This window comes from Kribbella sp. NPDC003557 (genome assembly GCF_040610805.1).
Classification (GTDB): domain Bacteria; phylum Actinomycetota; class Actinomycetes; order Propionibacteriales; family Kribbellaceae; genus Kribbella.
In genome coordinates, this window is record NZ_JBEXMY010000007.1 from 383,450 (window position 1) to 408,467 (window position 25,018).

A 25,018-nucleotide genomic window follows, 5' to 3' on the forward strand; every position below is an offset into this window, starting at 1 on the left:
ATGGCGAAGCTCAGCACCGAAGAGCTCCTCGGCCAGTTCAAGGAACTGACCCTGCTGGAGCTGTCGGAGTTCGTTAAGGCGTTCGAGGAGGAGTTCGGCGTCACCGCCGCCGCCCCGGTCGCCGTTGCCGCGGCCCCGGCCGCGGGTGGCGCGGGCGCCGCTGCCGAAGAGGCCGCGGAGCAGGACGAGTTCGACGTCGTCCTGGAGAGCGCCGGCGACAAGAAGATCCAGGTCATCAAGGAGGTGCGCGGTCTCACGAGCCTCGGCCTGAAGGAGGCCAAGGACCTCGTCGAGTCGGCCCCGAAGGCCGTCCTGGAGAAGGTCGACAAGGCTGCCGCGGAGAAGGCCAAGGAGGCCCTCGAGGGCGCCGGCGCCACCGTCACCCTCAAGTGACCTCGGTTACGTTCCGTCAAGGAGCGTAACGAATGTGTAGAGAAGGGCGGTCCCCGTTGGGGGGCCGCCCTTCTGCCGTTACGTGATGGTTAGTATCGCAATCGCTTGACTTCCAGGGGTTACGCAAAACCGTACTCGTGCGTAACCTAGGCCACTGCTCCCTCGTTGGAACCCGCGTACTCGTCGGTTCGGGGCAGGCCAGAACATTCCCGTGAGGAGGACCGGTGGGCGTCGAAGTCCGCGTCGAAGGTCTCACCAAGTCCTTCGGCAGCCAGCTGATCTGGGGCGACGTGTCGCTGACCCTGCCGGCCGGTGAGATCTGCGTGATGCTCGGCCCGTCCGGTACCGGCAAGTCCGTGTTCCTGAAGACGCTGATCGGTCTGATCAAGCCCGACCGCGGGCATGTCTGGATCGAGGGCACCGACATCGCCACCTGCAGCGAGCGCGAGCTGTACGACGTGCGGCGGCTGTTCGGCGTGCTGTTCCAGGACGGCGCCATGTTCGGCTCGATGAACCTCTACGACAACGTCGCGTTCCCGCTCCGCGAGCACACCAAGAAGTCCGAGTCCGACATCCGCTCCATCGTGATGGAGAAGATGGAGATGGTCGGCCTGGTCGGCGCCGAGCGGAAGCTGCCCGGCGAGATCTCCGGCGGTATGCGCAAAAGAGCCGGCCTGGCCCGGGCGCTCGTCCTGGACCCCGAGATCCTGCTCGTCGACGAGCCCGACTCCGGCCTCGACCCGGTCCGGACGTCGTTCCTCAACCAGGTCATGATCGACCTGAACGAGGCCTTCGGCGCGACCTTCCTGATCGTCACCCACGACATCAACACCGCCCGCACGGTGCCGGACAACATCGGCATGCTGTACCACCGGCACCTGGCGATGTTCGGTCCGCGGGAGATGCTGCTGTCCAGCGAGGAGCCGGTGATCCGGCAGTTCCTGAACGCGCAGATGATCGGCCCGATCGGCATGTCCGAGGAGAAGGACGCCGACGAGCTGGCCCGGGAGATCGGCCAGGAGCTGCCGCCGCTGCCGCCGATCCCGATCCAGCAGCTGCCCAGCAGCGGCATGCTCCGCCCGACCCAGCGGCCGCCGGGCGACTGGTGCCGGGAGAACGGCATCGTCCCGCCGCCCGGGTCGTTCGAGGCGAAGGCCGTGGGGGCGCGGTGACTGTTTCCGCGACCGCCCCGCTGAAGCACGCCGGTTCGCTGTTCGCCTTCGCTCTGGACACCGGCCGGGCCACGTTCCGGCGGCCGTTCCAGCTGAAGGAGTTCCTCCAGCAGGCCTGGTTCGTGGCGAGCGTGACGATCATCCCGACCGCGCTGGTCGCGATCCCGTTCGGTGCGGTGATCGCGCTGCAGGTCGGCGGGCTGATCAAGCAGTTCGGCGCGCAGGCGTTCACCGGTTCGGCGGCCGTGCTGGCCGTCGTCCGGGAGGCGTCGCCGATCGCGACCGCGCTGCTGATCGCGGGCGCCGGCGGTTCGGCGATCTGCGCGGACCTCGGCTCGCGGAAGATCCGCGAGGAGCTGGACGCGATGATGGTGCTCGGTATCGACCCGATCCAGCGGCTGGTGGTGCCGCGGGTGCTGGCGACGATGCTGGTCGCGTTCTTCCTGAACGGGTTCGTCAGCGTGGTCGGCGTGATGGGCGGCTACGTCTTCAACGTCGTCCTCCAGGACGGCACACCCGGCAGCTACATCGCGAGCTTCACCGCGCTCGCCCACCTGCCCGACCTGTGGCAGGGGCAGGTCAAGGCGCTGGTCTTCGGGTTCATCGCCGCGGTCGTCGCGGCGTACAAGGGCTGCAACGCGGGCGGCGGGCCGAAGGGTGTCGGCGACGCGGTGAACCAGTCCGTCGTCATCACCTTCATGCTGCTGTTCGTCGCGAACTTCTCGATGACCGCGATCTACTTCCAGCTCGTCCCGCCGAAGGGGGCCTGACGTGTCGGCGTGGGTGGACGTGCTGGTCAAGAAGCCGCTGAGCTCGCTCGACCACCTCGGTGAGCAGCTCGCCTTCTACATCAAGGCGCTCGCCTGGTCGGGCAAGTCCGTCACCCGGTACCGCAAGGAGATCTTCCGGCTGCTCGCCGAGGTCACGCTCGGCTCCGGCGCGCTCGCGGTGATCGGCGGCACGGTCGGCGTGATCACGTTCCTGGCCTTCTTCACCGGCACCGAGGTCGGCCTGCAGGGCTACTCGGCGCTGAACCAGATCGGTACGTCGGCGTTCGCCGGCTTCGTGTCGGCCTACATCAACACCCGCGAGATCGGCCCGCTGATCGCCGGCATCGCGCTCGCCGCGACCGTCGGCTGCGGTTTCACCGCGCAGCTCGGTGCGATGCGGATCAGCGAGGAGATCGACGCCCTCGAGGTGATGGCGATCCCGTCGCTGCCGTTCCTGGTCACCACCCGGATCATCGCCGGCCTGATCGCGGTGATCCCGTTGTACGTCGTCGGCCTGCTCGCGTCGTACTTCGCGACCAGGCTCACCGTCACGACCTTCTACGGGCAGAGCACCGGCACGTACGACCATTACTTCCATCTGTTCCTGCCACCCGGGGACGTGCTCTGGTCGTTCGGCAAGGTGCTGGTGTTCGCGGTGCTGGTGATCCTCGTGCACTGCTACCACGGCTACCACGCGACCGGCGGTCCGGCGGGTGTGGGCGTCGCCGTCGGCCGCGCGGTCCGGACGTCGATCGTCGTGATCAACGTCGTCGACCTGCTGCTGTCGATGGCGATCTGGGGTACGACGACCACTGTGAGGCTGGCCGGATGACCCGACTGATCTCGCACAAGGTGCTGGGCGTCGCGTTCATCGGCGTGCTGGTGTTCCTGCTCTGGCTGACGTACGCGTTCTACGCCAAGGTCTTCACCAAGACCGTGAACGTCGAGCTGAAGACCAGCCACATCGGCCTGCAGCTGAACGAGCACGCGGACGTCAAGCTGCGCGGCATCATCGTCGGCGAGGTGCGCGGGGTGTCGACGGACGGCGACGAGGCGACCGTCGACCTGGCGCTCAAGCCCGACCAGGTGAGCGAGATCTCCGCCGCGGTCAGCGCCCGGATCCTGCCGAAGACGCTGTTCGGCGAGAAGTACGTCGCGCTGGTGCCGCCCACCGGTCCCGAAGGCGCGCACATCAAGGCCGGTGACGTGATCAGCCGGGACAAGACCGCGGTCGGCATCGAGATCGAGAAGGTGCTGAACGACGCGCTGCCGCTGCTCCAGGCGGTCGACCCGGCGGACCTGAACGCCACGCTGAACACGCTCGCGACCGCGCTCGAGGGCCGCGGCGCCGAGATCGCCGGCACGCTGACCCAGCTCGACGGGTACCTGAAGAAGCTGAACCCGCACGTCCCGAAGCTGATGGACGCCCTGGCCAAGCTGACCCAGGTCGCGGACCTGTACGGCGACGCGACGCCGGACCTGGTCCGCGCGCTGCGCAACCTGACCGTCACCGGCAACACGGTGGTCGAGAAGCAGAAGCAGCTGCAGCAGTTCTTCGTCGACGTGCAGAACCTGTCCAGCACCGGGAACACGTTCCTGAAGGACAACGAGGACCGGGTGATCCGGCTCGGCCAGGTCAGCCGCCCGGTGCTGGACCTGCTGGAGCGGTACTCACCCGAGGTGCCCTGCTTCCTGCAGGTGATGACCGACACCGCCCCGATCCTGAACGACACGTTCCGCGACGGCCGGCTGAACATCAACCTCGAGCTGATCACCAACCAGCCGACGCCGTACGAGCCGAACGAGAAGCCCGTGTACGCAGACCACCGCGGCCCGACCTGTGTCGGCAAGAACTACAGCCACCCGGGGGCGAAGCCGGGCCCCTACACGCAGGAGAATCCGGCGCCGTACATCACCGGTGACGACGGCGTGATCGGCGACCACAACAAGAACCAGCGCTTCCCGCTCGACCTGAAGCTGAACCGGGCGATGCCGGGCTTCGCGATGGACACCCAGGGCGTCGGCACGCCGGCCGAGCAGAAGGTCGTCGCCTCGATCGTCGGCCCGGAGATGGGCGTCGCATCGGACGACGTACCGGATCTGACCACCTTGCTGGTCGGCCCGCTGCTGCGCGGAGGGCAGGTGAACCTGAAGTGAGCTTCTTCGACAAGAAGACCACGTTCGACACCGTGCGGCTCGGGATCTTCGTGGTGGTCACCACGATCGCGACCGCGCTGCTGGCGGTGACGATCGGGAACATCAGCTTCAACCCGACCACCAAGTACCGGGCGGTCTTCACCGACGCGGTCGGGCTGAACCAGGGCGACGACATCCGGATCGCCGGTGTGAAGGTCGGCCAGGTCGACAAGATCCAGCTGTACCAGGACAAGCTCGCGATGGTGACGTTCAGCGTCGACTCCGACCAGGTGATCGACACCTCGACGCACGCGACGCTGCGGTACCGGAACCTGGTCGGCAACCGCTACGTCGCGCTCACCGACGGCGTCGGCGGCGGCGACCGGCTGAAGAAGAACGGCATCATCCCGAAGGAACGGACGACGCCGGCGCTCGACCTGTCGGTGCTCTTCAACGGGTTCAAGCCGCTGTTCACCGCGCTCACGCCGGCGGACGTGAACCAGTTCGCGTTCGAGGTGATCAAGGTGCTGCAGGGCGAAGGCGGCACGATCGAGTCGCTGCTGGCCAAGACCGCGTCGCTGACCACCACGCTGGCCGACGCGGACCAGGTGATCGGCGACCTGATCACGAACCTGACCGGCACCCTGCAGATCGTCTCCCAGCGGCAGGCGAACTTTTCCCAGCTGCTGGTCAACCTGCAGCAGTTCATCACCGGCCTCAGCCAGGACATCACCCCGATCCTCGGCTCGCTGACCTCGATCAACTCGCTGAACACCAAGACCGCGGGTCTGCTGCAGCAGACCCGGGTGCCGATCAAGGCCGACCTGGACAAGCTCCGCGCGGTCGCCACCACGCTGGACGACACCCAGTCGATCTGGGTGAAGACCCTGCAGTTCATGCCGGAGAAGCTCAACACGATGACCCGCACCGCGTCGTACGGCTCCTGGTTCAACTTCTACCTGTGCAACTTCGACGGCAACGTCACGCTGCCCACCGGCACCCGGATCCCGGTCTCGTACCAGCTCAACTCGGCGAGGTGCGCGAAGTGAAACCCTTCCGCGAGCAGAACCAGGTGACGATCGGCGTGATCGGCCTGACCGTGATCGGCCTGATCATGCTGGCCGCGTTCAAGGCGCAGGACCTGCCGCTGATCGGCGGCGGGACCAAGTACTCCGCGCAGTTCTCCGAGGCCGGCGGGCTGAAGCCGAACGACGAGATCCGGGTCGCCGGCGTCCGGGTCGGCAAGGTCCGCAAGGTCGAGCTCGAGGGCACCCACGTCCGGGTCGACTTCGTGGTCGACAAGGGCGTCAAGCTCGGCGACCAGACCGGCGCCGAGATGAAGATCAAGACGCTGCTCGGCCAGAAGTACCTGAAGCTCGACCCGGCCGGTACCGGCGAGCTGAAGCCGGGCTCGGAGATCCCGCTGGCCCGCACGATCTCGGCGTACGACGTCGTGGACGCCTTCACCGACCTGGCCAACACCACCGAGCGGATCAACACCGCCCAGCTGGCCAAGGCCCTGGACACGCTGTCGGCGACGTTCAAGAACACGCCCGAAGAGGTGCAGGCGTCGCTCACCGGCCTGTCCCGCCTGTCCCGGAACGTGGCCAAGCGCGACGAGCAGCTCAAGCTGCTGCTCCAGCACTCGAACGTGGTCACCAAGGTCCTGGCCGACCGCAACCAGCAGCTGATCAAGCTGATGAAGGACGGCAACACCGTCTTCCAGGCCGTGCAGGCCCGGCGGGCGCTGATCCACCAGCTGCTGGTGTCGACGCAGAAGCTGTCCGCCCAGATCACCGCGCTGGTCCGGGAGAACCGCAAGGACCTCGGGCCGACGCTGCAGAAGGTCAACGCGGTGCTCGCCGTCCTCCTGCAGAACCAGAACTCGCTGGACGCCAGCATCAAGGGCCTGGCGCCGTTCGTCCGCGTCTTCACCAACACCCTCGGCACCGGTCCGTGGTTCGACACCTACCTGCAGAACCTGGTGCCGGTGCCGGAGATCCCGCTGCCGAAGGTGCCGATCCCCGGACTGCCGACGATCCTGGGAGGTGGCGGCTGATGAAGGTCAACGCACTGTCCCGGCTGATCGCGGTCGGCGTGGTCGTGGTGATCCTCGCGGTCAGCGTCGTCACGCTGTGGCCGAAACCCGAGCGGGTGACGGCGACGGCGTACTTCCCGCGCGCGGTCTCGGTGTACCCGGGGTCGGACGTCCGGATCCTCGGCATCAAGGTCGGTGAGGTGGAGAGCGTCACGCCGGCCGGCCGGACGGTCCGGGTGAAGTTCTGGTGGGAGGCCAAGCACAAGGTGCCGGCCACCGCGAAGGCGGTGATCGCGTCGCCGTCGATCGTCGCGGACCGGTACGTGCAGCTCACCCCGGCGTACTCCAACGGCGCCGTGATGGCCGACGGCGCGCAGATCCCGATCGAGCGGACCGCCGTACCGCTGGAGCTCGACCAGATCTACCAGAGCCTCAACGACCTGTCCGTGGCGCTCGGGCCGAAGGGCGCGAACGACCAGGGTGCACTCGCCCGGCTGCTGGACGTCTCGGCGAAGAACCTGAACGGCCAGGGCGCCAAGCTGAACCAGACCATCACCGACGTCTCGAAGCTGACCAGCACGCTGTCCGGCAACTCGTCGGCGCTGTTCAACACGATCCGGCAGCTGCAGACGTTCGTGTCCGCGCTGGCCGCGAACGACCAGCTGGTCCGGCAGTTCAACACGAACTTCGCCGCGGTCTCGACCACCCTGGCCGGCGAACGCAAGGACCTGGGCACGTCGCTGTCGCTGCTGGCGACCGCGCTCGGCGAGGTCGCGACGTTCGTCAAGGAGAACCGGGCGCTGGTGAAGAACACGGTCGGCGGCGCCACCAAGCTGTCGCAGATCCTGGTCAACGAGAAGGCCGCGCTGGCGGAGGTGCTCGACACCGCGCCGCTCGGCCTCGGCAACCTGGCCCGGATCTACAACCCGCAGTACGGCACGCTCGACCAGCGGATCAACCCCGGGCAGCTCGACGACCCGGCGACGTTCGTCTGCTCGCTGTTGCTGCAGGCCAACCAGAAGCTGTCGACGTGCTCGACGCTGAAGCCGGTCCTCGACGCGCTCGCCAAGCTGCCGCTGCTGCAGCAGCTGACCGGCACCGGGCCGACCAGCGGCGGCCCCGCCGGTACGCCGTGGGCGCCGAAGCCGCAGGCCCCGCTGAACAGCCCCGACCCGGTCGACCCGACACTCGGGGGGCTGGTCCGATGAAGCGCCGTACGTCGATCGTCGCCGGAATTGCCGCGCTCGCGATGCTGCTGAGCGGCTGTGACTTCAGCGTGTACTCGCTGCCGCTGCCCGGCGGCGCGACGATCAAGGGGCCGTCGTACACGGTCACCGTCGAGTTCAGTGACGTCCTCGACCTGGTGCCGAAGTCGACGGTGAAGGTGGACGACGTCACCGTCGGCACGGTCGAGAAGGTCTGGCTGGAGGGGTACGTCGCGAAGGTGCGGATCCGGCTGCCGAAGAGCCTCGACCTGCCCGACAACACGCACGCCACGATCCGCCAGACCAGCCTGCTGGGCGAGAAGTTCGTGTCGCTGTCGCGCCCGACCGGGAACGAGAAGCCGCGCGGCAAGCTCGACAACGGCGAGCTGATCCCGCTGTCCAGGACGACCAGCAACGTCGAGGTCGAGGAAGTGCTGTCGGCGCTCTCGCTGCTGCTGAACGGCGGTGGCGTGGCCCAGCTGCAGATCATCACCCAGGAGCTGAACAAGGCCCTGACCGGCAACGAGCCGGCGATCCGCAGCGTGCTGACCCAGCTGAACACGTTCGTCGGCACCCTGGACCAGAACAAGGCGCGCATCGTCACCGCGATCAAGTCGGTGGACGCGCTGGCCAAGAAGCTGAACGCGCAGAAGGCGACGCTGGCCACCGCGATCGACTCGCTGCCGGCGTCGATCAAGACGCTCGACCAGCAGCGGGCCGCGCTGGTCAAGACGCTGCAGGCGCTGGCCACGCTCGGCAACACCGCGACCCGGGTGATCACCTCGGCGCAGAAGGACCTGGTGGCGAACCTGAAGTCGCTCTACCCGATCCTGACCAAGCTCGCCGAGGCGGGGGAGAACCTGCCGAAGTCGCTCGAGCTGCTGTTCACCTATCCGTTCCCCGACAACGCCGCCAAGGCCGCGAAGGGTGACTACACCAACCTCGGGATCACGCTCGACGTGAACACCAAGAAGGCACTCGACACGCTGCTCGGCATCCAGTTGCCGACGGTCGGCCCGACCGCGATCCCGACCGGGCGGATCAGCCTGCCGGTGCACCTGCCGACGAGTCAGGCGCCGGGCAGCGTGCTGCCGTCGCTGCCCGTCCCGACCGGGACCACGACCACCTGCATCACGGTGCTCGGCCTGCCGGTCTGCTCGCCGACGCTGAACCGCTCCGGGCTCGATCCCGACCTGGCGAAGGCCCTGATGCCGGGGGTGGTCGGATGATCACCAGAACGGTCCGGATCCAGCTGATGGTGTTCCTGCTGATCACCGTCGTCGGCGTCGCGTTCGTCGGCGCGCGGTACGCCCAGATCGACAAGCTGATCGTCGACGACGACTACACGGTGAGCGCCAGCTTCGCCGAGTCCGGCGGCATCTTCACCGGCGCCGAGGTGACCTACCGCGGCCAGCCGGTCGGCCGGGTCGGCGAGCTGAAGCTGCTCAGCGACGGCGTCCAGGTGAACCTGGACATCGACAAGAAGGTGAAGATCCCGAACGACCTGCTCGCGGTGGTCGCGAACCGGTCCGCGATCGGCGAGCAGTACGTCGACCTGCAGCCGCGCCGCGACGGCGCGCCGTACCTGAAGGACAACTCGCGGATCGACCGCAAGGACACCGCGATCCCGATCGACACCACCGAGCTGCTGCTGAACCTCGACCAGCTGGTGAACTCGGTCGACAAGAACAGCCTGCGGACCACCGTCCGCGAGCTCGGCGCGGCGCTCAAGGGCAAGGGCACCGACCTGCAGAAGATCATCGACAGCTCCGGCAAGCTGATCGACGACGCCGACGCCAACGTGCTGCAGACCATCAAGCTGATCAACGACGGCGACACCGTGCTCGCGACCCAGGTGGCCAGCGGCGACGCGATCAAGACCTGGGCGAAGAACCTGGCGCTGCTGTCCGACACGCTGGTCGCCTCGGACAGCAACCTGCGCAAGGTCATCGACCAGGGTTCGCTGGCGTCCACGCAGGTCACGGGCCTGATCCAGGAGAACAGCGCGTCCATCGCGGTGCTGCTCGGTAACCTGCTGACGGTGAACGAACTGACCGCGGTCCGGCTGGACGCCGTCGAGCAGCTGCTGGTGGTCTACCCGGCGGTGTCGATGGGCGGGTACGTCGTCCCGGCCAAGGACCCCGGCACCGGCCACTACGACGCGCACTTCGGTCTGGTCGTCGGGCTCCAGCCGCCGGCCTGCCGGCCCGGGTACGGCGGGACCGACAAGCGGGTCCCGCAGGACCTCAAGAACACCACGGCGAACACCAAGGCCGGCTGTACGGCGAACCCGTCGACCGGGATCAACGTCCGCGGCTCGCAGAACAAGCCGACCCCCTCGTCGCGGGAGGACCTCAACCGCGGCGGGTACGGGATCGGGTACGACCCGGCGACCGGCGCCGCGGGCGGAACCGATGGGATGCCGCAGTTGACCCTGGGCTCCACCGGCGGACAGCAGGAGCTGCTCGGCAGCGACTCCTGGAAGGCACTCATCCTCGGACCGGTGACCGGCAAGTGATCGCACGCAACGGCCGGCTCGTGCTGGCCTGGGCGCTCAGCGTCCTGCTCCTGGTGGCGCTCGGCGGCCTCACGCTGTCGGTGGTCGCGCTGAGCAAGCAGCGCGCCGACGACTCCCAGCGCGACGGCGCGATGAAGGCGGCGCGGCAGTTGGCGCTGGACTTCACGACGTACGACTACCAGACGTCGGAGGCGGACTTCAAACGCGTGACCGACGAGTCCACCGGGCAGTTCAAGCAGGAGTTCGAGGCCGGGATCGCCGCGGTGAAGACCGAGGTCGTGACGAACAAGGCGACCTCCAAGGGCGACGTCAAGGAAGCCGCTGTGGTCTCGAACGACAAGGACTCCGCACAGGTGCTGGTGATCGTGAACGCCGTCGTGACGAACACGGCCTCGGCCGAGGGCGTCCAGCGCCGCTACCGGATCAAGCTCGACATGGTCCGCGAGAAGGACCGCTGGCTGACCGCCGACCTCCAGGTGGTGGGCTGATGCCTGCGTCCCGCAACCGTCCCCGCATCGCCGGCCAGCGCCGTACGGCGAAGCCGGACCAGCCGGAGGTTCTGGAGCCGGAGGTCACTGAGGCCGAGCTGGTCGAAGAGGATGTGACCCCGGCCACAGAGGGGGCTTCGGAGGAGGTTCGGCAGAAGTCATCGGCTGCTGAAATCTCTACGGAGAGTGAGCAGAAGCGGGGTCTGGGAGCCACGTTGACGGCCGCGCTGGCGGTGGTCGTCGTGCTGACGCTGACCGTCGCCGCGGTGCTCGGCGTGAAGGCGTGGCACGGGAAGCAGGCCGAGGATGCCCGGAGCCAGGCGTCGGCGGCCGGCCGGAAGGCGGCCGAGACGGCGCTCAGCTACGACTACCGCGACCTGGACAAGAGTTTCGCCGCGGCACGGGCGACGATGACCCCGGATTTCGCCGCGAAGTTCGACGAGACCGCGAAGGTGGCCGGCGAGCTGGCGACCAAGACCAAGGCGACGGTGAAGGCCGAGGTCCGCGAGGTCGGGGTCCGCGACGGCGACGCCGACCGGGTCACGCTGATCATCTTCGTCAACCAGACGACCACCAGCACGATCACGAAGGGTAGTCCCCGGGTGGACCTGAACCGGACCCGGTTCACCATGGTCCGAAACGGCGACCGATGGCTGGTCCAGGAGATCGCCGGACTGTAATCTCTTCCTAACTCCGCACGAAAGGGGCGCCGGGTGTCTCGTGGGTGATCTACCCGCTGGAGACTCCGGGTCGGTCCTTGACGGAGAGGGTGGTCCGAGGCAGACTATTGGACCCCATTGGACAGGCTTGCCTGGATCATGTAGCCTAGTGCTTTGCGCTGCCTTTCTCTCGCCTCTGCTCGGGTCTCCGACTTGACTGGGGCGGCTTGGCGTGCGCTCCCAGCACCGATGTGATTTTGCGAGCCCGTGGAAGGACGCCCCTTGGTCGCCTCGCGCAACCCCCAGTCCGACAGCATTTCCAACGTCACCGGCCCCCGCCGCATCTCCTTCGCAAAGATCTCCGAGCCGCTCCAGGTTCCGGATCTGCTTGCGCTGCAGGTGGACAGTTTCGACTGGCTGGTCGGTAACGAAACGTGGCAGGCCCGGGTGGCCGCCGCTGAGGCCGAGGGGCGGTCGGACCTGTCCGGCCCCAGCGGCCTGGAAGAGATTTTCGAGGAGATCTCCCCGATCGAGGACTTCAGCGGCACCATGTCGCTGTCGTTCCGCGACCACCGTTTCGAGCCGCCGAAGAACACGGTCGACGAGTGCAAGGAGCGCGACGTCACGTACTCCGCGCCGCTGTTCGTCACGGCCGAGTTCATGAACAACGAGACCGGCGAGATCAAGAGCCAGACCGTGTTCATGGGCGACTTCCCGCTGATGACCCGCAAGGGCACGTTCGTGATCAACGGCACCGAGCGCGTCGTCGTGTCGCAGCTCGTCCGTTCGCCCGGTGTGTACTTCGAGCGCACGCCGGACAAGACGTCCGACAAGGACATCTTCACCGCCAAGATCATCCCGTCGCGCGGCGCGTGGCTGGAGTTCGAGGTGGACAAGCGCGACATGGTCGGCGTCCGCCTCGACCGCAAGCGCAAGCAGAACGTCACCGTCCTGCTGAAGGCGCTCGGCTGGACCGACGCGCAGATCCTCGAGGAGTTCGGGGACTACGAGTCGATCCGCCTGACCCTGGAGAAGGACCACACCTCCGGCCAGGACGACGCGCTGCTGGACATCTACCGCAAGCTGCGTCCGGGCGAGCCGCCGACCCGCGAGGCCGCGCAGGCGCTGCTGGAGAACTACTACTTCAACGGCAAGCGCTACGACCTGGCCAAGGTCGGTCGCTACAAGATCAACAAGAAGCTCGGCCGTGACGAGGCGCACGACCAGGCGGTGCTGACCGTCGACGACATCGTCGCCACGATCAAGTACCTGGTCGCCCTGCACGAGGGCAAGACCGAGCTGCCGGCCCCGCGTGGCGAGATCGTCGTCGAAGAGGACGACATCGACCACTTCGGCAACCGTCGCCTGCGCACCGTCGGCGAGCTGATCCAGAACCAGCTGCGCACCGGCCTGGCCCGGATGGAGCGCGTGGTCCGGGAGCGGATGACGACCCAGGACGTCGAGGCGATCACGCCGCAGACCCTGATCAACATCCGTCCGGTGGTGGCGGCGCTGAAGGAGTTCTTCGGCACCTCCCAGCTGTCGCAGTTCATGGACCAGACCAACCCGGTCGCGGGCCTGACCCACAAGCGCCGGCTGAACGCGCTCGGCCCGGGTGGTCTGAGCCGTGAGCGGGCCGGCTTCGAGGTCCGTGACGTGCACCCGTCGCACTACGGCCGGATGTGCCCGATCGAGACCCCGGAAGGCCCGAACATCGGTCTGATCGGCTCGCTCGCGTCGTACGGCCGGGTGAACGCGTTCGGCTTCGTCGAGACGCCGTACCGCAAGGTCGTCGACGGCCAGGTCACCGACCAGGTGGACTACCTGACCGCCGACGAGGAGGACCGCTTCGTCATCGCGCAGGCGAACGCCGCGCTGAACGACGAGAACCGGTTCGCCGAGGAGCGCGTGCTGGTCCGCCGCCGGCACGGCGAGGTCGAGCTCGTGCCGGTCGAGGACGTGGACTACATGGACGTCTCGCCGCGCCAGATGGTGTCGGTGGCGACCGCGCTGATCCCGTTCCTCGAGCACGACGACGCCAACCGCGCGCTGATGGGTTCGAACATGCAGCGCCAGGCGGTGCCGCTGATCACCTCGGACGCCCCGCTGGTCGGTACCGGCATGGAGTTCCGCGGTGCGGTCGACGCCGGCGACGTGGTCGTGGCCGACAAGGCCGGTGTGGTCAAGGAGGTCTCGGCCGACCTGATCGAGGTCGCCGCCGACGACGGCACGTACCAGACCTACCGGATGGCGAAGTTCCGCCGCTCGAACCAGGGCACCTGCATCAACCAGCGCCCGCTGGTCGACGCCGGCGCACGGGTCGAGATCGGTACGCCGCTGGCCGACGGTCCCTGCACCGACGAGGGCGAGATGGCCCTCGGCCGGAACATGCTGGTCGCGTTCATGACGTGGGAGGGCTACAACTACGAGGACGCGATCATCCTCAGCCAGCGCGTCGTGCAGCAGGACCTGCTGACCTCGATCCACATCGAGGAGCACGAGGTCGACGCCCGCGACACCAAGCTGGGCCCGGAGGAGATCACCCGGGACATCCCGAACGTCTCCGACGAGATGCTGTCCGACCTGGACGAGCGCGGCATCATCCGGATCGGCGCCGAGGTCACCACCGGCGACATCCTGGTCGGCAAGGTCACCCCGAAGGGCGAGACCGAGCTGACCCCGGAGGAGCGGCTGCTGCGCGCGATCTTCGGTGAGAAGGCGCGCGAGGTCCGCGACACGTCGCTGAAGGTCCCGCACGGCGAGGAGGGCACCGTCATCGGCGTCCGGGTCTTCGACCGGGACAACGGCGACGAGCTGCCGCCGGGCGTCAACCAGCTGGTCCGGGTGTACGTGGCCCAGAAGCGGAAGATCTCGGTCGGCGACAAGCTGGCCGGCCGGCACGGCAACAAGGGCGTCATCTCCAAGATCCTGCCGGTCGAGGACATGCCGTTCCTCGAGGACGGCACCCACGTCGACGTGATCCTGAACCCGCTGGGCGTGCCCGGCCGGATGAACGTCGGCCAGGTCCTGGAGACCCACCTCGGGTGGATCGCCAGCCGCGGCTGGGAGGTCGACCCGGAGAACGAGGAGGAGTGGGCGCAGCGGCTGATCAAGATCGGCGCCGGTGCGGCCGAGCCGATGACGAACGTCGCCACCCCGGTCTTCGACGGCGCCACCGAGGAAGAGGTCACCGGCCTGCTGTCCTCGACGCTGCCGAACCGCGACGGCGTCCGGATGGTCAACGGGCAGGGCAAGGCGAAGCTGTTCGACGGCCGTTCGGGTGAGCCGTTCCCGGACCCGATCGGTGTCGGCTACATGTACATGCTGAAGCTGCACCACCTGGTCGACGACAAGATCCACGCGCGCTCGACCGGTCCGTACTCGATGATCACCCAGCAGCCGCTGGGCGGTAAGGCCCAGTTCGGTGGCCAGCGGTTCGGCGAGATGGAGGTGTGGGCCCTGGAGGCCTACGGTGCCGCCTTCGCGCTGCAGGAGCTGCTGACCATCAAGTCCGACGACGTCGTCGGGCGGGTCAAGGTGTACGAGGCGATCGTCAAGGGCGAGAACATCCCGGAGCCGGGTATCCCGGAGTCCTTCAAGGTTCTGGTCAAGGAAATGCAGTCCCTCTGCCTCAACGTCGAGGTGCTCTCGTCCGACGGAAGCCGGGTCGAGATGCGCGACAGCGAGGAGGACGTCTTCCGGGCGGCGGAGGAACTGGGCATCGACCTGTCCCGGCGGGAGCCGAACAGCGTCGAGGAGGTCTGAGCGGGTTGCCGCTTGAGATCAACAACCAACTCACTCAGACCATTTTTAGCAACGGGAGATAACACATCGTGCTCGACGTGAACTTCTTCGACGAGCTTCGGATCGGCCTGGCGACCGCGGATGAGATCCGCCAGTGGTCGCACGGCGAGGTCAAGAAGCCCGAGACGATCAACTACCGGACCCTCAAGCCCGAGCGTGACGGTCTGTTCTGCGAGAAGATCTTCGGTCCCACCCGGGACTGGGAGTGCTACTGCGGCAAGTACAAGCGCGTTCGCTTCAAGGGCATCATCTGCGAGCGGTGTGGCGTCGAGGTCACCCGCTCCAAGGTGCGCCGCGAGCGGATGGGCCACATCGAGCTGGCCGCGCCGGTCACCCACATCTGGTACTTCAAGGGTGTCCCGTCGCGGCTCGGCTACCTGCTCGACCTCGCCCCGAAGGACCTGGAGAAGGTCATCTACTTCGCGGCGTACATGATCACCGACGTCGACGAGGAGGCGCGGCACCGCGACCTGTCCTCGCTCGAGGGCCGGGTGGACGTGGAGCGCAAGCAGCTCGAGAACCGTCGTGACAACGACATCGAGCAGCGGATGAAGAAGCTCGAGGAGGACCTGGCGCAGCTCGAGAACGAGGGCGCCAAGGCCGACGTCCGCCGCAAGGTCAAGGAAGGCGCCGAGCGTGAGGTCAAGCAGCTGCGCGACCGTGCGCAGCGCGAGATCGACCGCCTCGACGAGGTCTGGACCCGGTTCAAGAACCTGAAGGTCCAGGACCTGGAGGGCGACGAGATCCTCTACCGCGCCATGAAGGAGCGGTTCGGCAAGTACTTCGAGGGCGCCATGGGTGCCGCCGCGATCCAGCGCCGGCTGGAGACCTTCGACCTGAAGGCCGAGGCGGACAACCTGCGCGAGACGATCAAGACCGGCAAGGGCCAGCGCAAGACCCGCGCCCTGAAGCGGCTCAAGGTCGTCACCGCGTTCCTGGCCACCAACAACAGCCCGATGGGCATGGTCCTGGACTGCGTCCCGGTCATCCCGCCGGACCTGCGTCCGATGGTCCAGCTCGACGGTGGCCGGTTCGCCACCTCGGACCTGAACGACCTGTACCGCCGGGTGATCAACCGGAACAACCGGCTCAAGCGACTGCTCGACCTGGGCGCGCCGGAGATCATCGTCAACAACGAGAAGCGGATGCTGCAGGAGGCCGTCGACGCGCTGTTCGACAACGGCCGCCGCGGCCGTCCGGTCACCGGCCCGGGCAACCGGCCGCTGAAGTCGCTGTCCGACATGCTCAAGGGCAAGCAGGGCCGCTTCCGTCAGAACCTGCTCGGTAAGCGCGTCGACTACTCCGGCCGTTCGGTGATCGTCGTCGGCCCGCAGCTGAAGCTGCACCAGTGCGGTCTGCCGAAGGCGATGGCGCTGGAGCTGTTCAAGCCGTTCGTGATGAAGCGGCTGGTCGACCTCAACCACGCGCAGAACATCAAGTCCGCCAAGCGGATGGTGGAGCGCCAGCGCGCCCAGGTCTGGGACGTGCTGGAAGAGGTCATCACCGAGCACCCGGTGCTGCTGAACCGTGCGCCTACGCTGCACCGACTCGGCATCCAGGCGTTCGAGCCGCAGCTGATCGAGGGCAAGGCGATCCAGATCCACCCGCTCGTCTGCTCCGCGTTCAACGCGGACTTCGACGGTGACCAGATGGCGGTGCACCTGCCGCTGTCGGCCGAGGCGCAGGCCGAGGCCCGGATCCTGATGCTGTCGACGAACAACATCCTGAAGCCGGCCGACGGTCGCCCCGTCACCATGCCGACCCAGGACATGATCATCGGCATCTACTTCCTGACCATGCTGAAGGAAGGCGCCAAGGGCGAGGGCCGGGCGTTCAGTTCGGTGGCCGAGGCCGTGATGGCCTTCGACCGCAACGAGCTGTCGCTGCAGGCCAAGATCACCATCCGGCTGGACGGGTCGGCCGCTCCGGCCGACGCGACCGCGCTGCCGGACGGCGGTTTCGCGCTGGAGACCACGCTGGGCCGGGCGCTGTTCAACGAGGCGCTGCCGGCGGACTACCCGTTCGTCGACACCGAGGTGGGCAAGAAGCAGCTCGGCGGGATCGTCAACGACCTGGCCGAGCGGTACACCAAGGTCGAGGTGGCGCACGCGCTGGACGCGCTCAAGGACCTCGGTTACTACTGGTCCACGCGGTCCGGTGTGACGGTGTCGATCGACGACTTCAGCACGCCGCCGTCGAAGCCCGAGATCATGGCCCGGTACGAGTCCCAGGCCGAGAAGGTCCAGAAGCAGTTCGAGCGGGGTCTGATCACCTCGTCCGAGCGGCGTCAGGAGCTGATCGAGATCTGGACCGGCGCCAACGCCGAGGTCGGTAAGGCGATGGAGGAGAACTTCGCCAAGGACAACCCGATCTGGATGATGGTGCACTCCGGTGCCCGAGGCAACATGATGCAGATCCGGCAGATCTCCGGTATGCGTGGTCTGGTGGCCAACCCGAAGGGCGAGATCATCGCCCGGCCGATCAAGTCCAACTTCCGTGAGGGCCTGTCGGTGGTCGAGTACTTCATCGCCACCCACGGTGCCCGGAAGGGTCTGGCCGACACCGCGCTGCGGACCGCCGACTCGGGCTACCTGACCCGTCGTCTGGTGGACGTGTCGCAGGACGTGATCATCCGCGAGGAGGACTGCGGGACCGAGCGGGGTCTGCCGAAGACGATCGGCGAGAAGGACCCGTCCGGCAAGGTCGTGCACGCCGAGAACGTGGAGACCAGCGCGTACGCGCGGACCCTGGCCACCGACGCCATGGACGCCGACGGCAACGTCGTGCTCGCCGGTGGCTCGGACCTGGGCGACGTGTCGATCGCGAAGCTGGTCGCGGCCGGGATCGAGGAGGTCAAGGTCCGGTCGGTGCTCACCTGTGACGCCAAGACCGGTACCTGCGCGAAGTGCTACGGCCGTTCGCTGGCGACCGGCAAGCCGGTCGACATCGGCGAGGCGGTCGGCATCATCGCGGCCCAGTCCATCGGTGAGCCGGGGACGCAGCTGACGATGCGGACCTTCCACACCGGCGGTGTCGCGGGTGATGACATCACCCACGGTCTGCCGCGTGTCGTCGAGCTCTTCGAGGCGCGTCAGCCCAAGGGCAAGGCGCCGATCTCGGAGGCCGCGGGCCGGATCTCGATCGAGGACACCGACAAGACCCGGAAGCTGGTGCTCACCCCGGACGACGGTTCCGAGGAGGTCGCCTACCCGGTGTCGAAGCGCGGTCGCCTGCTGATCGAGGAGGGCCAGCACGTCGAGGTCGGCCAGCAGCTGACGCAGGGTACGCCGGACCCGCAGGAGGTTCTGCGGATCCTGGGTGTCCGCAAGGCGCAGGAGCACCTGGTGGACGAGGTCCAGGAGGTGTACCGGTCGCAGGGTGTGGCCATCCACGACAAGCACATCGAGATCATCGTCCGGCAGATGCTGCGCCGGGTCACGGTGATCGAGTCGGGCGACGCCCAGCTGCTGCCGGGCGAGCTCGCGGACCGCGTCACCTTCGAGGCGGAGAACCGCCGCGTGGTGGCCGAGGGCGGTACGCCGGCCTCGGGCCGTCCGGTGCTGATGGGTATCACCAAGGCCTCGCTGGCCACGGAGTCGTGGCTGTCGGCCGCCTCCTTCCAGGAGACGACCCGGGTCCTCACCGAGGCTGCGATCCACGGCAAGTCCGACTCCCTGGTCGGTCTGAAGGAGAACGTCATCATCGGCAAGCTGATCCCGGCCGGTACGGGTATGGACCGGTACCGCAACATCCGGGTGGAGCCCACCGAGGAGGCGAAGGCCGCGATGTACTCGATGGTCGGCTACGAGTCGTACGACTACGACTTCGGCCCGTCCAGCGGCCAGTCCGTCCCGCTCGACGACTTCGACCTCGGTTCCTACCAGAACTGATCGCAGTCACACCCGCCGAGGGCGGCACTTCCCACCTGGGAGGTGCCGCCCTCGCGGCGTTTCCGGGCAGGATGAGACATGCCCGAGAACAAGACCCGGAAGACGGACGCGTCGGTCGACGAGTATCTGGCCGGCATCCCGGGGACGCGCGGCGCGGACGCCCGCGCGCTCAACGACCTGCTGACCGAGGCCACCGGGCTCGAGCCGGCGATGTGGGGCCCGGCGATCGTCGGGTTCGGTGACCGGCACCTGCGGTACGAGAGCGGTCGCGAGCTGGACTGGTTCGAGGTCGGCTTCGCCGCCCGCAAGCAGGCCCTGACGCTGTACCTGTCCGCGATCGAGCCGTACGGCGACCTGCTCGCGCGGCTCGGACCGCACAGCACCGGCGTCGGGTGCCTGTACGTCAAGCGTCTGGCAGACGTCGATTCCGGTGTCCTGGCGGAGCTCGTCCGGCGGTCTGTGGAAGACACTCGGGGTGGCGGCTGAAAGTGTGGGCGGGATGCGCCAAGATTGGTGCATGACGGATCTGCCGGCCTACCTGCGGCCTTTCGTCTTGGGGGTTCTGGAAGGTTCTGACGTACGTGTCGATCGCCTGGGGGAGATCGATCTGTACCGCCCGCCCGGTACCGCCCGAGGCGGCGCAATTCTCTTCGTGCACGGGGGACCCGGACCGGCGAACCTCGAGGTGATGCCTCGGGACTGGCCGGTCTACAAGGGTTATGCAACCGCTGCCGCCAGGCGTGGCCTGGTGTCCGCGGTGGTCGACCACAGCCTGATTCACGGCCTCGACCGACTGGTCGCGGCCGCGGACGAGGTGGAGGCCGCGGTCGGCGTACTGCGTTCGGATCCACGCGTCGATCCCGATCGGGTCGGCCTGTGGTTCTTCTCGGGTGCGGGCCTGCTCGCCGGGGAGTGGCTGGACAGCCGCCCCGACTGGCTGCGCTTCGTCGCCCTGACGTACCCCCTGCTCGCCACCCCGCCCGGTGTCGACGACCTGGTAACCGCTGCCGAGGTGATCGGCAAACACAAGGACCTGCCGGTTTTGCTGACCAGAGCTGGACTCGAGCGTGAGGAGCTCGCCGGTCCGGTCGCGGAGTTCGTTTCCGCGGGAGGCGCCGCGCTGGACATCATCGACGTACCGAAAGGGCACCACGGGTTCGACATGCTCGACCACACCGAAGAATCACGCGCCGCCGTCACCAAGGCCCTGGACTGGGCGATCGCCCACCTCGGCGAGGAACCCGGCGACGACACCAAGCTCCTCGTCCCGCCTCCGGCCAAGAAGAAGACCACCTCGACCCGCCGTACGACGTCCGCCGCCAAGGCAGCCGTCGCGGTGAAGACTCCGCCGCCCCCGGCCGAACCCGCTACTCAGCCGGCGCCCTCTGTCACCACACCTGTTGTCCCAGCGCCGGTCGTCCCCGCCCCGGCGGCCGCCCAGGCTCCGTTGGTGGATCTGGGCGTGGCGACGGTCGCGGCCGTCACCGCCGACACCCCGGCCGCGCGGGTGATCGCCCGCGAGCACGCCGCGTACGCCGCCCACGACCTCGAGGCCTTCCTGGCCATGTACTCGCCGACCGCCCGGATCCTGCGCGCGGACGGCGCCGAACTCAAGGGCCGCCGGTTCCTGCGGGAGTACTACCGGCCGCGCTTCGACGCCGGCGAGTGCAAGACCGAGGTCGTCCAGCGGCTGATGCTGGGCGAGTGGGTGGTGGAGCACGTCGTCAGCTACGAGGACGGCGAATCCACCCCGCAGCTGGCCCTGTACCGGGTCGTCGACGGATTGATCACCGACGTCGAATTCCGTGTCTGACCAACCGATCGACCATCTGTCCGCGTTCGAGCGGGCGGCCGCGGACTTCGCGGCCGCCCTCGAACGGGTCGATCCGGACGTGGCGGTCCCGGCGTGCCCGGGCTGGACGGTCGCCGACCTGGCCCTGCATCTCGGGTCCGGCCAGCGCTGGGCCGCGTCGATCCTGCTGTCCGGCACCGCCCAGAAGGTGCCGGAGGTGCTCCGTACGACGATCTCCTGGGCCGACTGGTACGCCGGGACCAGCGCGGCGCTGGCCGCGGCGCTCCGGGCGGTCGATCCGGACGAGCCCTGCTGGAATTTCGCACCGGTCGAGCAGCGCGCCGGCTTCTGGGCTCGGCGGCGTCTGCATGAGACGCTCGTCCACCTCGTGGACCTGCTGCAGGCCGAGGCGGCGACGGGTGAGCAGCCGGCGCCCGGGCCGGACGTCGTACGACCGGCGATCGCGGCCGACGGAGTGGATGAGGTGTTCGGGGTCTTCCTGCCCCGGATGCTGGCCCGCGGGTTCGCGCCGGCGGTCACCCGCCAGGTCGGCGTACGGGCCGTCGACACGGGGGACGAATGGACGCTGACGCCTGTGTCACAAGGGATTGCGCCGTCCGTGGAGCGTGCGAAGGCAGTGGGGGAGGCGGTGCTCTCGGGCACCGCGGCGGAGCTCCTGCTGTGCCTCTGGAAGCGCTTGCCGCCGGACGCTCTGACGGTCACCGGGGACGCCGCCGTCGCCACCGATTTCCTGGCCGGGAGGGCCACTCCGTAAGCCTTGTACACTGGAAGGGCGGAAGGCTCTCTGCGGCGGTCGGTTACTCATTTTGACCGTGCTAGGGGCACCCGCTAGTCTTAACGATCGTGCCCGGGGTCTTTCTCGGGCCGTCATGCGTGCCCCTCGTCCAACGGGTCGGGCCGCGTGGCACGGGACTCCTGCCGACAGTCTGGAAGATTACGGCTTCGGTCTGCTCGTGCGCACGCGACACACCCGACCGCGGGGGTCAGGTAAAAGCTACAAACCCAGCCGGACGACAGAAAGAGACCCACGCGGTGCCCACCATTAACCAGCTGGTCCGCAAGGGCCGCCAGGACAAGGTGTCCAAGAACAAGACGCCGGCCCTGAAGGGTTCCCCTCAGCGTCGTGGTGTGTGCACGCGCGTCTACACGACCACGCCGAAGAAGCCGAACTCGGCGCTTCGCAAGGTTGCGCGTGTTCGCCTGACCAGCGGTATCGAGGTCACCGCCTACATTCCGGGCGTCGGCCACAACCTGCAGGAGCACTCGATCGTGCTCGTCCGCGGCGGCCGCGTGAAGGACCTCCCCGGTGTCCGGTACAAGATCATCCGCGGTTCGCTCGACACCCAGGGTGTGAAGAACCGGAAGCAGGCTCGCAGCCTCTACGGCGCGAAGAAGGAGAAGAGCTAATGCCGCGCAAGGGCCCGGCCCCGAAGCGCCCGGTCATCATCGACCCGGTCTACAGTTCGCCGCTCGTCACCCAGTTGATCTCCAAGATCCTGGTCGACGGCAAGAAGCAGATCGCGCAGAGCATCGTCTACAGCGCGCTCGAGGGCACTCGCACCAAGACCGGCACCGACCCGGTGATCACGCTCAAGCGTGCGCTGGACAACGTGAAGCCGAGCATCGAGGTGAAGAGCCGCCGCGTCGGTGGTGCCACCTACCAGGTGCCGATCGAGGTCAAGCCCGGCCGGTCCACCACGCTCGCGCTGCGCTGGCTGACGACGTACTCGCGGGCCCGTCGCGAGAAGACGATGTCCGAGCGGCTGATGAACGAGATCCTGGACGCGTCCAACGGTCTCGGTGCGTCGGTGAAGCGCCGCGAGGACACGCACAAGATGGCCGAAGCCAACAAGGCTTTCGCCCACTACCGCTGGTGATCCGGGGTCCGATCCGGACCCCAGCGCTCACCCTTTGACGCAGTTACAGAATCGAGAGGTAGACCACCGAGGTGGCCGTACAAATCACCACCGACCTGGCCAAGGTCCGCAACATCGGGATCATGGCCCACATCGACGCCGGCAAGACGACGACGACCGAGCGGATCCTCTTCTACACCGGTATCACGTACAAGATCGGTGAGGTCCACGAGGGCGCCGCCACGATGGACTGGATGGAGCAGGAGCAGGAGCGCGGCATCACGATCACGTCCGCCGCGACGACCTGCACCTGGAAAGACCACACCATCAACATCATCGACACCCCGGGCCACGTCGACTTCACCGTCGAGGTGGAGCGTTCGCTGCGCGTGCTCGACGGCGCGGTCGCGGTGTTCGACGGCGTGGCCGGCGTGGAGCCGCAGTCCGAGACCGTCTGGCGTCAGGCGGACCGGTACGGCGTACCCCGCATCTGCTTCGTGAACAAGCTCGACCGCACCGGCGCCGAGTTCATGCGCTGCGTCGACATGATCAAGGACCGGCTGGCCGCGGTGCCGCTGGTCATGCAGCTGCCGATCGGGGCCGAGGCCGACTTCATCGGCGTCGTCGACCTGGTGGGTATGCGTGCGCTGACCTGGCGTGGCGAGACCAAGATCGGTGAGGACTACACGGTCGAGGAGATCCCGGCCAGCCACACCGAGCTGGCCGCCGAGTGGCGCGACAAGCTGATCGAGACGCTGGCCGAGGCCGACGACGAGATCATGGAGCAGTACCTGGAGGGCGAGGAGCCGACCCAGGAGCAGCTCGTGGCCGGCATCCGCCGGGCCACCCTGGCCAGCAAGCTCACCCCGGTGCTGACCGGTACGGCGTTCAAGAACAAGGGCGTCCAGCCGCTGCTGGACGCGGTCAACGCCTACCTGCCGAGCCCGATCGACGTCCCGGCCATCGAGGGCCACGACGTCAAGGACTCCGACCAGGTCGTCCTCCGCAAGCCGGACGACAGCGAGCCGTTCTCGGCCCTGGCGTTCAAGATCGCGGCCGACCCGCACCTGGGCAAGCTGACCTTCATCCGGGTGTACTCGGGCAAGCTCGAGACCGGCACCCAGGTGCTGAACCCGACCAAGGGCCGCAAGGAGCGGATCGGCAAGATCTACCGGATGCACGCGAACAAGCGTGAGGAGATCGCGTCGATCGGCGCCGGCCACATCGTCGCCGTGATGGGTCTGAAGGACACCACCACCGGTGAGACGCTGGCCGACCCGTCGAACCCGGTCGTGCTCGAGTCGATGCAGTTCCCGGCGCCGGTCATCTCGGTCGCCATCGAGCCGAAGTCGAAGGCCGACCAGGAGAAGCTGGGCGTCGCGATCCAGCGGCTCGCCGAGGAGGACCCGACCTTCCAGGTCCGGACCGACGAGGACACCGGCCAGACCATCATCGCCGGGATGGGCGAGCTGCACCTCGAGGTGCTGGTCGACCGGATGAAGCGCGAGTTCCGCGTCGAGGCCAACGTCGGCAAGCCGCAGGTCGCCTACCGCGAGACCATCAAGAAGAAGGTCGAGAAGGTCGACTACACGCACAAGAAGCAGACCGGTGGTTCGGGTCAGTTCGCGCGCGTGATCATCGACATCGAGCCGACCTCGGTCGAGGCCGGTGGCGAGGGTGGGTACGAGTTCGTCAACGCCGTCACCGGTGGCCGCATCCCCCGGGAGTACATCCCGTCGGTGGACGAGGGCGCCCAGGAGGCGATGGAGTTCGGCGTGCTGGCCGGCTACCCGATGGTGGACGTCAAGGTGACGCTGCAGGACGGCGCCTACCACGACGTCGACTCCTCCGAGCTCGCCTTCAAGATCGCCGGTTCGATGGCCTTCAAGGACGCCGCCCGCCGGGCGAACCCGGTCATCCTGGAGCCGATGTTCGCGGTCGAGGTCACCACCCCCGAGGACTACATGGGTGAAGTGATCGGCGACCTCAACTCCCGCCGTGGCCAGATCCAGTCGATGGACGAAGGCCCCGGTGGCAGCCGGGTCGTCAAGGCCCTGGTGCCGCTGTCGGAGATGTTCGGGTATGTCGGCGACCTGCGGTCGAAGACCCAGGGCCGCGCGTCCTACTCGATGCAGTTCGATTCCTACGCCGAGGTTCCGAAGAACGTGGCGGAAGAGATCATCAAGAAGGCCCGGGGCGAGTAATCTCTCGCTCCTGACCACCACACCCCAAGCGCGTCGGCGTACGGCGTAGTCAATTTATCTAGGAGGGCCCCA

20 protein-coding genes are annotated in these 25,018 nt (G+C 67.7%); all 20 read left to right on the top strand.

Annotated features, from left to right (window positions below; translation table 11 throughout):
- Positions 1–393, top strand: coding sequence for a 50S ribosomal protein L7/L12 (gene rplL / locus ABZW60_RS30160; protein WP_355482512.1), 393 nt, complete (start codon positions 1–3; stop codon positions 391–393).
- A gap of 224 nt (positions 394–617) precedes the next feature.
- Entirely contained in the window at positions 618–1,565 is a 948-nt protein-coding gene (locus ABZW60_RS30165) for an ABC transporter ATP-binding protein (RefSeq protein WP_355482514.1), read from the top strand.
- A complete protein-coding gene (locus ABZW60_RS30170; RefSeq protein WP_355482516.1) occupies positions 1,562–2,335 on the top strand; it encodes an ABC transporter permease in 774 nt (257 codons plus the stop codon). Before ABZW60_RS30165 ends, ABZW60_RS30170 begins: the two co-directional genes overlap by 4 nt.
- A 1-nt stretch (position 2,336) precedes the next feature.
- Complete coding sequence (locus ABZW60_RS30175) at positions 2,337–3,167, top strand: ABC transporter permease (RefSeq protein ID WP_355482518.1); 831 nt, start codon at positions 2,337–2,339, stop codon at positions 3,165–3,167.
- Positions 3,164–4,492 (top strand): MCE family protein, encoded by a 1,329-nt coding sequence (locus ABZW60_RS30180; protein WP_355482520.1) that lies wholly within the window; start codon positions 3,164–3,166, stop codon positions 4,490–4,492. Before ABZW60_RS30175 ends, ABZW60_RS30180 begins: the two co-directional genes overlap by 4 nt.
- On the top strand, positions 4,489–5,520 hold the full coding sequence (locus ABZW60_RS30185; protein WP_355482522.1) for an MCE family protein: 1,032 nt from the start codon (positions 4,489–4,491) through the stop codon (positions 5,518–5,520). The genes ABZW60_RS30180 and ABZW60_RS30185 overlap by 4 nt, the downstream gene beginning before the upstream one ends.
- Complete coding sequence (locus tag ABZW60_RS30190) at positions 5,517–6,530, top strand: MCE family protein (RefSeq protein ID WP_355482524.1); 1,014 nt, start codon at positions 5,517–5,519, stop codon at positions 6,528–6,530. The genes ABZW60_RS30185 and ABZW60_RS30190 overlap by 4 nt, the downstream gene beginning before the upstream one ends.
- The gene (locus tag ABZW60_RS30195) at positions 6,530–7,717 is read left to right on the top strand and encodes an MCE family protein (RefSeq protein WP_355482526.1); all 1,188 of its coding nucleotides are present in this window, start codon (positions 6,530–6,532) and stop codon (positions 7,715–7,717) included. The genes ABZW60_RS30190 and ABZW60_RS30195 overlap by 1 nt, the downstream gene beginning before the upstream one ends.
- Positions 7,714–8,943: an MCE family protein gene (locus tag ABZW60_RS30200; RefSeq protein ID WP_355482528.1), complete on the top strand. Its 1,230-nt coding sequence runs from the start codon at positions 7,714–7,716 to the stop codon at positions 8,941–8,943. Before ABZW60_RS30195 ends, ABZW60_RS30200 begins: the two co-directional genes overlap by 4 nt.
- The gene (locus ABZW60_RS30205) at positions 8,940–10,232 is read left to right on the top strand and encodes an MlaD family protein (RefSeq protein WP_355482530.1); all 1,293 of its coding nucleotides are present in this window, start codon (positions 8,940–8,942) and stop codon (positions 10,230–10,232) included. The genes ABZW60_RS30200 and ABZW60_RS30205 overlap by 4 nt, the downstream gene beginning before the upstream one ends.
- On the top strand, positions 10,229–10,720 hold the full coding sequence (locus ABZW60_RS30210) for a hypothetical protein (protein WP_355482532.1): 492 nt from the start codon (positions 10,229–10,231) through the stop codon (positions 10,718–10,720). Before ABZW60_RS30205 ends, ABZW60_RS30210 begins: the two co-directional genes overlap by 4 nt.
- 215 nt (positions 10,721–10,935) lie before the next feature.
- Positions 10,936–11,400 (top strand): hypothetical protein, encoded by a 465-nt coding sequence (locus tag ABZW60_RS30215; RefSeq protein ID WP_355482534.1) that lies wholly within the window; start codon positions 10,936–10,938, stop codon positions 11,398–11,400.
- Between the two features lie 261 nt (positions 11,401–11,661).
- Positions 11,662–15,144 (top strand): DNA-directed RNA polymerase subunit beta, encoded by a 3,483-nt coding sequence (rpoB, locus tag ABZW60_RS30220; protein WP_355482536.1) that lies wholly within the window; start codon positions 11,662–11,664, stop codon positions 15,142–15,144.
- Positions 15,145–15,212: 68 nt separating this feature from the next.
- Positions 15,213–19,073 carry a DNA-directed RNA polymerase subunit beta' gene (locus ABZW60_RS30225; RefSeq protein WP_355482538.1) on the top strand — a complete coding sequence of 1,287 codons (3,861 nt, stop codon included), beginning with the start codon at positions 15,213–15,215 and terminating at the stop codon, positions 19,071–19,073.
- A gap of 78 nt (positions 19,074–19,151) precedes the next feature.
- A complete protein-coding gene (locus ABZW60_RS30230) occupies positions 19,152–19,559 on the top strand; it encodes a DUF1801 domain-containing protein (RefSeq protein ID WP_355482540.1) in 408 nt (135 codons plus the stop codon).
- A gap of 202 nt (positions 19,560–19,761) precedes the next feature.
- Positions 19,762–20,886, top strand: coding sequence for a nuclear transport factor 2 family protein (locus ABZW60_RS30235; protein WP_355482542.1), 1,125 nt, complete (start codon positions 19,762–19,764; stop codon positions 20,884–20,886).
- Positions 20,879–21,640, top strand: a complete 762-nt coding sequence (locus ABZW60_RS30240) for a maleylpyruvate isomerase N-terminal domain-containing protein (protein ID WP_355482544.1) — start codon at positions 20,879–20,881, stop codon at positions 21,638–21,640. The genes ABZW60_RS30235 and ABZW60_RS30240 overlap by 8 nt, the downstream gene beginning before the upstream one ends.
- A 278-nt stretch (positions 21,641–21,918) precedes the next feature.
- On the top strand, positions 21,919–22,293 hold the full coding sequence (gene rpsL, locus ABZW60_RS30245; protein ID WP_130384649.1) for a 30S ribosomal protein S12: 375 nt from the start codon (positions 21,919–21,921) through the stop codon (positions 22,291–22,293).
- On the top strand, positions 22,293–22,763 hold the full coding sequence (gene rpsG, locus ABZW60_RS30250) for a 30S ribosomal protein S7 (protein ID WP_131286359.1): 471 nt from the start codon (positions 22,293–22,295) through the stop codon (positions 22,761–22,763). Before rpsL ends, rpsG begins: the two co-directional genes overlap by 1 nt.
- A 71-nt stretch (positions 22,764–22,834) precedes the next feature.
- A complete protein-coding gene (gene fusA, locus ABZW60_RS30255) occupies positions 22,835–24,946 on the top strand; it encodes an elongation factor G (RefSeq protein WP_355482547.1) in 2,112 nt (703 codons plus the stop codon).
- Positions 24,947–25,018 lie beyond the last annotated feature (72 nt).

Coding starts and splice junctions, on each gene's coding strand:
- rplL (WP_355482512.1), top strand. CDS start 1: ATGGCGAAGCTCAGCACCGAAGAGCTCCTCGGCCAGTTCAAGGAACTG.
- ABZW60_RS30180 (WP_355482520.1), top strand. CDS start 3,164: ATGACCCGACTGATCTCGCACAAGGTGCTGGGCGTCGCGTTCATCGGC.
- ABZW60_RS30195 (WP_355482526.1), top strand. CDS start 6,530: ATGAAGGTCAACGCACTGTCCCGGCTGATCGCGGTCGGCGTGGTCGTG.
- ABZW60_RS30200 (WP_355482528.1), top strand. CDS start 7,714: ATGAAGCGCCGTACGTCGATCGTCGCCGGAATTGCCGCGCTCGCGATG.
- ABZW60_RS30205 (WP_355482530.1), top strand. CDS start 8,940: ATGATCACCAGAACGGTCCGGATCCAGCTGATGGTGTTCCTGCTGATC.
- ABZW60_RS30230 (WP_355482540.1), top strand. CDS start 19,152: ATGCCCGAGAACAAGACCCGGAAGACGGACGCGTCGGTCGACGAGTAT.
- ABZW60_RS30235 (WP_355482542.1), top strand. CDS start 19,762: ATGCCTCGGGACTGGCCGGTCTACAAGGGTTATGCAACCGCTGCCGCC.
- rpsG (WP_131286359.1), top strand. CDS start 22,293: ATGCCGCGCAAGGGCCCGGCCCCGAAGCGCCCGGTCATCATCGACCCG.